At 65.9% G+C, this 7,364-nt stretch carries 9 protein-coding genes; 1 reads left to right on the forward strand and 8 read right to left on the reverse strand.

All coding sequences use genetic code 11. From position 1 onward, the window contains the following. The 6 genes from leuD to VN419_RS12380 form a co-directional block, all read right to left on the reverse strand. A partial coding sequence (leuD, locus tag VN419_RS12355; RefSeq protein WP_325647528.1) for a 3-isopropylmalate dehydratase small subunit occupies window positions 1–366 on the reverse strand: 366 nt, incomplete at its 3' end. 27 nt (window positions 367–393) lie between these two features. Further along, complete coding sequence (gene leuC, locus VN419_RS12360; protein ID WP_325647529.1) at window positions 394–1,653, reverse strand: 3-isopropylmalate dehydratase large subunit; 1,260 nt, start codon at window positions 1,651–1,653, stop codon at window positions 394–396. Further along, window positions 1,638–3,191, reverse strand: coding sequence for a 2-isopropylmalate synthase (locus VN419_RS12365; RefSeq protein WP_325647530.1), 1,554 nt, complete (start codon window positions 3,189–3,191; stop codon window positions 1,638–1,640). The genes leuC and VN419_RS12365 overlap by 16 nt, the downstream gene beginning before the upstream one ends. Window positions 3,192–3,364: 173 nt before the next feature. Continuing rightward, entirely contained in the window at window positions 3,365–3,487 is a 123-nt protein-coding gene (locus VN419_RS12370) for a hypothetical protein (protein WP_325647531.1), read from the reverse strand. A 100-nt stretch (window positions 3,488–3,587) separates the two neighbouring features. After that, window positions 3,588–4,376: a CDP-diacylglycerol--serine O-phosphatidyltransferase gene (gene pssA, locus VN419_RS12375; RefSeq protein ID WP_325647532.1), complete on the reverse strand. Its 789-nt coding sequence runs from the start codon at window positions 4,374–4,376 to the stop codon at window positions 3,588–3,590. Between the two features lie 27 nt (window positions 4,377–4,403). Further along, window positions 4,404–5,042, reverse strand: a complete 639-nt coding sequence (locus VN419_RS12380; RefSeq protein ID WP_325647533.1) for a phosphatidylserine decarboxylase family protein — start codon at window positions 5,040–5,042, stop codon at window positions 4,404–4,406. A 164-nt stretch (window positions 5,043–5,206) separates the two neighbouring features. Between VN419_RS12380 and VN419_RS12385 the strand changes: the two genes are divergently transcribed. Further along, the gene (locus VN419_RS12385) at window positions 5,207–5,716 is read left to right on the forward strand and encodes a nitroreductase family protein (protein WP_325647534.1); all 510 of its coding nucleotides are present in this window, start codon (window positions 5,207–5,209) and stop codon (window positions 5,714–5,716) included. Window positions 5,717–5,728: 12 nt separating this feature from the next. Here the strand turns inward: VN419_RS12385 and nhaA are convergent, their stop codons facing one another. Together nhaA and VN419_RS12395 are read right to left on the reverse strand one after the other, a co-directional pair. Continuing rightward, window positions 5,729–7,060, reverse strand: a complete 1,332-nt coding sequence (gene nhaA / locus VN419_RS12390; protein WP_325647535.1) for a Na+/H+ antiporter NhaA — start codon at window positions 7,058–7,060, stop codon at window positions 5,729–5,731. 72 nt (window positions 7,061–7,132) lie between these two features. Then, on the reverse strand, window positions 7,133–7,364 hold a 232-nt coding region (locus VN419_RS12395), incomplete at its 5' end, for a UDP-glucose/GDP-mannose dehydrogenase family protein (protein WP_325647262.1).

Genomic DNA, 7,364 nt, shown 5'->3' on the forward strand with positions numbered 1-7,364 from the left:
GGTGTCCACCTCAAGCTGGTCGCCGTCGCGCAGTTTGGCGATGTCGTCTCCCACTTCCAGCAGCACCAGGCCCATGTTGAAGCCGTTGCGGTAGAAGATGCGGGCGAAGCTCTTGGCCACGACCACGGGAATGCCCGCGCCCAGGATGGCGATGGGCGCGTGCTCGCGGGAGGACCCGCAGCCGAAGTTCTCCTCGGCCACCATGATGTCGTTCTTCTTGACCCGTTTGACCCAGCCGGGTTCCAGGCCTTCCATGCAGTTCGATCCCAGCACCTCGGTGTCCGTGGTCACCAGGAAGCGGGCGGGAATGATGGCGTCGGTGTCGATGTGCGCCCCGACCTTGTGCGCATTGCCAGTGACGAGCATGTGTTTCGTCTCCTTATGGTTCGCGGCTTACAGCTTCGCGGGGTTCATGATCTCGCCGGCGATGGCGCTGGCCGCGGCCACGGCCGGGCTCCCCAGGTAAACCTCGCTCTGCAGGCTGCCCATGCGGCCCTTGAAGTTGCGGTTGGTGGTGGCGATGCAGCGCTCGCCACCGGCCAGAATGCCCATGTGGCCGCCCAGGCAGGGCCCGCAGGTGGGGGGGCCCACCACGGCCCCGGCGTCCATGAAGATGCTGAACAGGCCTTCGTCCATGGCCTGCCGCCAGATCTTGGGCGTGGCGGGCAGAATGATGAGCCGCACGTTCTTGTGCGCCTTGCGGCCCTTCAGGATGGCCGCGGCCTCGCGCAGATCCTCGATGCGGCCGTTGGTGCAGGAGCCGATGACCGCCTGGTCCACCTTGAGGCCCTTCAGCTCGTCCACGCCGCGCACGTTGTCCGGCAGGTGCGGGCAGGCCACCTGGGGCTGCATGCCGCTGACGGAGATCTTCAGCTCGCGCTCGTAGACCGCGCCGGGATCGGCGGCCAGGGTCTGGTCGCCCTTGCGTCCGGCGGCGGCGCAATAGGCGAGGGTCTTGGCGTCGGCCGGGAACAGGCCCACCTTGCCGCCCGCCTCGATGGCCATGTTGGCCATGGTCATGCGGCCTTCGATGGAGAGAGCGTCGATGACCGGGCCGCCGAACTCCAGGGCGCGGTAGAGCGCGCCGGAAACGCCGATTTTGCCGATGACGTGCAGGATCAGGTCCTTGCCGCCCACGAAAGGATCAAGGACGCCGTCGATGTCCACGCGGATGGTGGGCGGCACCTTGAACCAGGTCTCGCCCAGGGCCATGGCGCCGGCGATGTCCGTCGATCCCATGCCCGTGGCGAAGGCACCCAGGCCGCCGTAGGTGCAGGTGTGGGAGTCCGCGCCAACCACGATGTCGCCGGGGCCGACGATGCCCAGCTCCGGCAGGAGCGCGTGCTCCACGCCCACGTTGCCGCCCTCGTAGTAGTGGGTCACGCCCATTTCCTGGGCGAACTCGCGCACCACCTTCACCTGCTCGGCGGAGTCGATGTCCTTGTTGGGCGTGAAGTGGTCGCACACGAGCGACACCTTGTCCTTGTCGAACACCTTGGTCGCGCCCATGGCCTTGAAGCTCTTGATGGCCAGCGGCGCGGTGATGTCGTTGGCCAGGACCATGGACACGCGGCAGTTGACGATCTGCCCGGCGCCGTTGATCTGCTCGTCCGTGTGCGCCTGCAGGATTTTCTCGGCTAAAGTGTGGGACATTCCTCGTTCTCCTCTCTCATTTTCTCCAAACGGTTGAGCGCATTGATGAAGGCCATGGCGCTGGCCACGAGGATGTCCTCGTTGGTGCCGCGGCCCACTGACATCTTGCCGTTGTGTCCGATGCGCACGGTAACGGTGGCCTGCGCGTCGGTGCCGCCGGTGACGGCGTTGATCTGGAAGCGGTCCAGGCAGGCGTCGTAGCCCACTATCTTGCCGATGCAGCGGAAGAGCGCGTCCACCGGGCCCTCGCCAAAGGACGTGGCGCGCTTGAAGTCGGCGACTTCCTCGCCATCCAGAATCTCCATGACCATGGCCGCGTGGGGCGGCACTCCGCCCGTGCCGGAGAACACGCTCATGTCCTTCAGGCGGTACTTGTCGCGGCGGCGGTAGACCATCTCCAGGACCAGCGCCTCCACGTCCTCGTCAAAGACGCGCTCCTTCTTGTCGGCCAGTTCCTTCACCGCGGAAAAGACCACGCCGAGCTGCTGCTCGTTCAGCTGGTAGCCCAATTCGATGAGCTTGGCCTTGATGGCGTGGCTGCCGGAGTGCTTGCCGATGACCATGTCCGTGCCCTTGCGGCCCACGGATTCGGGCGTCATTATCTCGTAGGTCAGTGGATTCTTCAGCACGCCGTCCTGGTGGATGCCGGACTCGTGCGCGAAGGCGTTGGGGCCCACGATGGCCTTGTACGGCGGGATGGGCTGGCCGATGATCTGCGAGAGCCTGCGGCAGCTGGGATAGAGCTGCTCGGTCTTCACGCCGCAGTCGATCTTGTACAGCTCGTGCCGGGTGTGCAGGGCCATGACCAGTTCCTCAAGGGAGGCGTTGCCCGCGCGCTCGCCGATGCCGAGCAGCGTCACCTCGGCCTGCCGGGCTCCGGCGCGGATGGCCGAGAGGCTGTTGGCCACGGCCAAGCCCAGGTCGTTGTGGCAGTGCACGCTGAATACGGCCTCGCCTGCGTTGGGCACGTTCTTCAAGAGGTAGCTGATGAGCTCGCCGAACTCGAAGGGCTGGGCGTAGCCCACCGTGTCCGGAATGTTCACGGTCTTGGCCCCGGCGCGGATGACGGTCTCGCAGACCGTGGCCAGGAACTCCCAGTCCGAGCGCGAGGCGTCCTCGGCGCTGAATTCAACGTTGGGGCACAGGCTCACGGCGTGTTTCACCGCAGCCTCGGCCATGGCCAGCACCTCCTCGCGCGATTTGCGCAGCTTGTGGGCCATGTGGATTTCGCTGGTGGCCAGGAAGGTGTGGATGCGCGGATGCTTGGCGCCCTTGATGGCCTCCCAGCCGCGGTCGATGTCCTTGGTCAGCGCCCGGCACAGGGCGGCCACTTGCACATCCTTCACGGACGCGGCGATGGCCTGCACGGCCTCGAAATCGCCCTGGCTGGCGGCGGGAAAGCCCGCCTCAATGATGTCGACGCCCAAAGCCTCCAGCTGGCGCGCCAGGCTGAGCTTCTCCTCCAGGTTCATGGTGGCGCCGGGGGACTGCTCCCCGTCGCGGAGGGTGGTGTCGAAAATGTACACGCGATCAGACATAAATCCTCCTCGCTTGGTGGTGTGAGCCTATCCGCTTCGCGGACCGGGCGCAAGTTTGACAAAACACGCAAAAACGAAACGCGGGCAAATGCCCGCGCGTGATACGTCCCAGTGGGTGACACCCTGGACCGGAGACTTATGCTTTCAGAAAAAAGACGGAAAGAAAGCCCGGTCTACGAGGGGTCCCGCTGGGACTTGCGTAGGATCAGGGCGGTGCGCAGAATGGCGGCGCGACTGAAGGCGACGCTGTTCACGGCGTCGGCGGAAGACTTGTATGTGGCGTTGGTCTGCATCATTTGTTTCTCTGCTGCGCGGTTCGGCCTTGAGGCCGAACATCGTGCAAGAAGCTTATGCCATGCGCGGGCGGACTTTGTCCAGCGCCTCGCGCAGCCAAAATCAGGTCCGCTCGTGCTGCTGGTCCTTCTGATCCTTCTGGTCCTTCGCAACCAGTTTGGAGCCGCGCGGCGAAAGAATGAACAGCGTGTAGATGGGGCCGCTGACGAGGTAGGCCAGGAAGAACACGAAGCCCAGCATCTTGGGGCGCGAGGCCACCATGACGAAGAGCAGGATCACCGTGACCATGGAGCTGAAGGGATGCGCCTTGATGAAGCCGTATTCCTTGAACGAGGCGTAGCGCATGGTGCTGACCATGAGGAAGGACAAAACATACACCAGCACCAGGCTGGCCGTGGGCAGCACGCCGGTGAGCCAGGCCTCCGGCAGATGCGGGGCGAAAAGCACCAGGCTGGCCAGGGTGCTGGCCTGGGCCGGAATGGGCAGGCCGATGAAGAACTTCTTGCTGGTGACGGCGGCCTGCACGTTGAAGCGGGCCAGGCGCAGCGCGCCGCAGGCCACGAGCAGGAACGAGGCCATGAGACCGAGGGTGCCGAACTCCGAGAGCTGCCACTGGTACATCATGAGCCCCGGCGTGGCGCCAAAGGCCACAAGGTCGGCCAGGGAGTCGAACTGCACGCCGAATTCGCTGGTGGTGTTGGTCAGCCGGGCGACCTTGCCGTCCAGGCCGTCGAACAGGCAGGAGCCAAGGATGCACAGCGCCGTGTACTCGAACTTGCCCTCAATGGACCAGATCATGCCCAGAAAGCCCAGGAACAGGCTCGCCGTGGTGAAGAGGTTCGGCAGTATGTACACGCCCTTGTGACGGGGCAAAGCCTTTTCCTTGGCCATCATTTCTCCCAGGCTCTTCCGGCGGGCCTATTTGCGGACGGCGAGGGCCGTCTCACCCGCGCGGACGGTTTCGCCCACGTAGACCTTAACAGCATAGTCTTCGGGCAGATAGAGGTCAACTCTGGACCCGAACTTGATGAGGCCGAAGCGCTCGCCCCGGCGCAGGATGTCGCCGGGCTCGGCCCAGCACACGATGCGCCGCGCGATGAGGCCGGCGATCTGCACGATGGTGAAGCGGTCGGCTCCGCGGCCCATGACAACGATGTTGCGCTCGTTGTCGGTGCTGGCCTTGTCCAGGCTGGCGTTGAAGAACTTGCCCGGGATGTAGCGGATGAGTTCGACGCTGCCCTCAACGGGCGCGCGGTTCACGTGCACGTCCACCACGCTCATGAACACGCAGACCACCTGACGGATCTGCCCGGTGACGGGGTCCGGGGCGAAGTCCACCTTGACCACGCGGCCGTCCGCCGGGGAGATCACGGCATCAAGGTCCTCCGGCGCCACGCGTTCGGGGTCGCGGAAGAAATGCACCACGAAGCCGGTGACGATGAGCAGGATGAGGGCCAGAAGCCACCAGCCCATGGCCGCGAAAACCAGAGTGGTGAAGGCCGAGAGGCCGATGGATGGCAGGCCTTCGAGGCTGAGTCCGATGGTCGGTTTGCGCATGTGCTGCTGCTCCTGGAGGAATAAAATCGCGGCGCGGTGCCGGACCAGAAGCCACTACCCGCCATTGGGCCCAAGGTCAACAGCGGGATGCTTTGCTTTCCGATCGGAGCTGTCGTATACGCAAGAGTAAGGATTCCCAACGCCCAACGCCAAGGGAGGTCGGCATGGAGACTTTGGACGCCATCATGACCCGCCGCAGCATCCGCAGATACACCGGTGAGCCCGTGCCCGAAGCGCAGGTGCAGACGCTGCTCTGCGCCGCCATGTCCGCGCCCAGCGCGGGCAACCAGCAGCCCTGGCAGTTCGTGCTCGTGCGGGACAAGACCCGCCTGCACGACATCGCGCGCATCCATCCCTACGCGGCCATGGCGCCCAAGGCCGCCCTGGGCATCCTGGTCTGCGGCGACACGCGGGTGGAAAAGTATCCCGGCTACTGGGTCATCGACTGCGCGGCGGCGGTGCAGAACCTGCTCCTGGCCGCCCACGATCTCGGCCTGGGCGCGGTGTGGACGGGCATCTACCCCATGCAGGACCGGGTGGAGGCCTTTGCCAGGCTCTTCGACGTGCCGGCTGGCGTCATCCCCCATTCCTTCATCCCCGTGGGACGCCCGGCGGAGGAGAGAAAGAGCGAGGACCGCTTCCGGCCGGAGCGCGTGCACCTTGAGCAGTTCTGAGAAGGAAGGCGTCTAGGCTTCGGGCTGTGCGGCCTCGGGCATGCCGCGCAGCACCGCGTAGCCGACCAGGGCGGACAGCAGCGAGCCGCACAGGATGCCGAGCTTGGCCAGATCCGTCTGCTCCGCTCCTGGGAAAGCCAGACCGCTGACGAAGATGGACATGGTGAAGCCGATGCCCGCCAGACACCCCGCGCCCAACATATGGCGCTGGGTCACGCCAGAGAGCTTGGGGCTCAGACCAAGGCCGGTCATGGCCAGGACGGCCAGACACACGCCCACGGGCTTGCCCAGGGCCAGCCCCAGGCCCACGCCCAGGGAAAGCGGGCTGGTGAGCGAGGCCAGAACGTCACCGGAAAGGGCCACCCCGCCGTTGGCCAGGGCGAACACAGGCATGATGATGAAGGCCACCCAGGGGTGCAGCAGGGCGTCCAGGCGTTGAAGCGGCGTCTCGGCATCGCGGCAGGCGCCACGCAGGGTCAGCACGATCTTGTGCAGGCGGTCGTTGGCCAGCATGCCCCTGTCCGTGCGCTCGCTGCCCAACTGATCCAGCAGAGCGTGGCTCTTGGCCAGCATCTCCGCAACGCCCATGCGCGGCCGGGCCGGAATGGTCATGGCCGCCAGCACCCCGGCCACGGTGGCGTGCACGCCGGAATGATAGAAGCACAGCCAGGCCGCCGCACCCATCAGAAAATAGACAATGGCCCGGCGCACGCCCAGGGCGTTGGCCCCCGCCATGCCCGCCAGTATGGCCAGGCCGAGCCCGAGGGCGGGCAGATTCAGCTGGCCCCCGTAGAACACGGCGATGACCAGCACCGCGCCGATGTCGTCGGCGATGGCCAGGGCGGTGAGGAAGACCTTGAGGCTGGCCGGAATGCGGCTGCCGAGAAGCGACAGCACGCCGAGGGTGAAGGCGATGTCCGTGGCCATGGGGATGCCCCAGCCGCGTTCGTTGCCGCTGCCCCACACAAAGGCCAGGTACACGGCCGCGGGCACAACCATGCCGCCCACGGCGGCCACGATGGGCAAAAGCGCCTTGCGCGCGCTGGAAAGCTCGCCCGCCAGAATCTCGCGCTTGATCTCGAGCCCGACCACGAAGAAGAACACGGCCATGAGCCCGTCGTTGATCCAGTGCAGCAGGGACAGTTCGAGGACCGCGCCCCCGGCCCCCAGGCTCAGGTGGACTTCGCGCAGCCGGGCGTAGGAGTCGCCATAGGGCGAATTGGCCCAGACCATGGCTGCGGCTGTGCAGGCCAGCAGCAGCAGGCCGCCGGCCGCGCTCGTCTTGAAGAAGCGGTTGAAGGGGCTCAAAATGCGCTCGATCGGCGCTCGTTTGACTGTACGCATGGTCCTCCCGGTTGTGCCGTTAGGGCCGTTTTCGCCGCAGGTGCCGTGGGCGGGCCGCCCGCTTTGCCGCGCCTACCGCCCGATGCCGTAGTGTTTGAGGCCGAATCGGGCCAGAAGCTCCGGCTGATAGAGATTGCGGCCGTCGAAGATCACGCGGCCGGAAAGCGTGCGCGCCATGCCCGCGAAGTCCGGGTTGCGGAACTGGTTCCAGTCCGTCACCACGGCCAGGGCGTCGGCCCCGTCCAGGGCCTCGTACTGGCCGGAAACCAGCTCCACCAGGGCGTTTCCGGAAAGCTCGGCCTCG

Origin of the sequence: Humidesulfovibrio sp., from assembly GCF_035560995.1 — a bacterium.
Lineage (GTDB): Bacteria > Desulfobacterota > Desulfovibrionia > Desulfovibrionales > Desulfovibrionaceae > Humidesulfovibrio.

Excerpts from the sequence above, each read along its gene's own strand:
- leuC (WP_325647529.1), bottom strand. The coding sequence starts at position 1,653 with ATGTCCCACACTTTAGCCGAGAAAATCCTGCAGGCGCACACGGACGAG.
- VN419_RS12365 (WP_325647530.1), bottom strand. The coding sequence starts at position 3,191 with ATGTCTGATCGCGTGTACATTTTCGACACCACCCTCCGCGACGGGGAG.
- VN419_RS12370 (WP_325647531.1), bottom strand. The coding sequence starts at position 3,487 with ATGATGCAGACCAACGCCACATACAAGTCTTCCGCCGACGCCGTGAAC.
- pssA (WP_325647532.1), bottom strand. The coding sequence starts at position 4,376 with ATGGCCAAGGAAAAGGCTTTGCCCCGTCACAAGGGCGTGTACATACTG.
- VN419_RS12380 (WP_325647533.1), bottom strand. The coding sequence starts at position 5,042 with ATGCGCAAACCGACCATCGGACTCAGCCTCGAAGGCCTGCCATCCATC.
- VN419_RS12385 (WP_325647534.1), top strand. The coding sequence starts at position 5,207 with ATGGAGACTTTGGACGCCATCATGACCCGCCGCAGCATCCGCAGATAC.
- nhaA (WP_325647535.1), bottom strand. The coding sequence starts at position 7,060 with ATGCGTACAGTCAAACGAGCGCCGATCGAGCGCATTTTGAGCCCCTTC.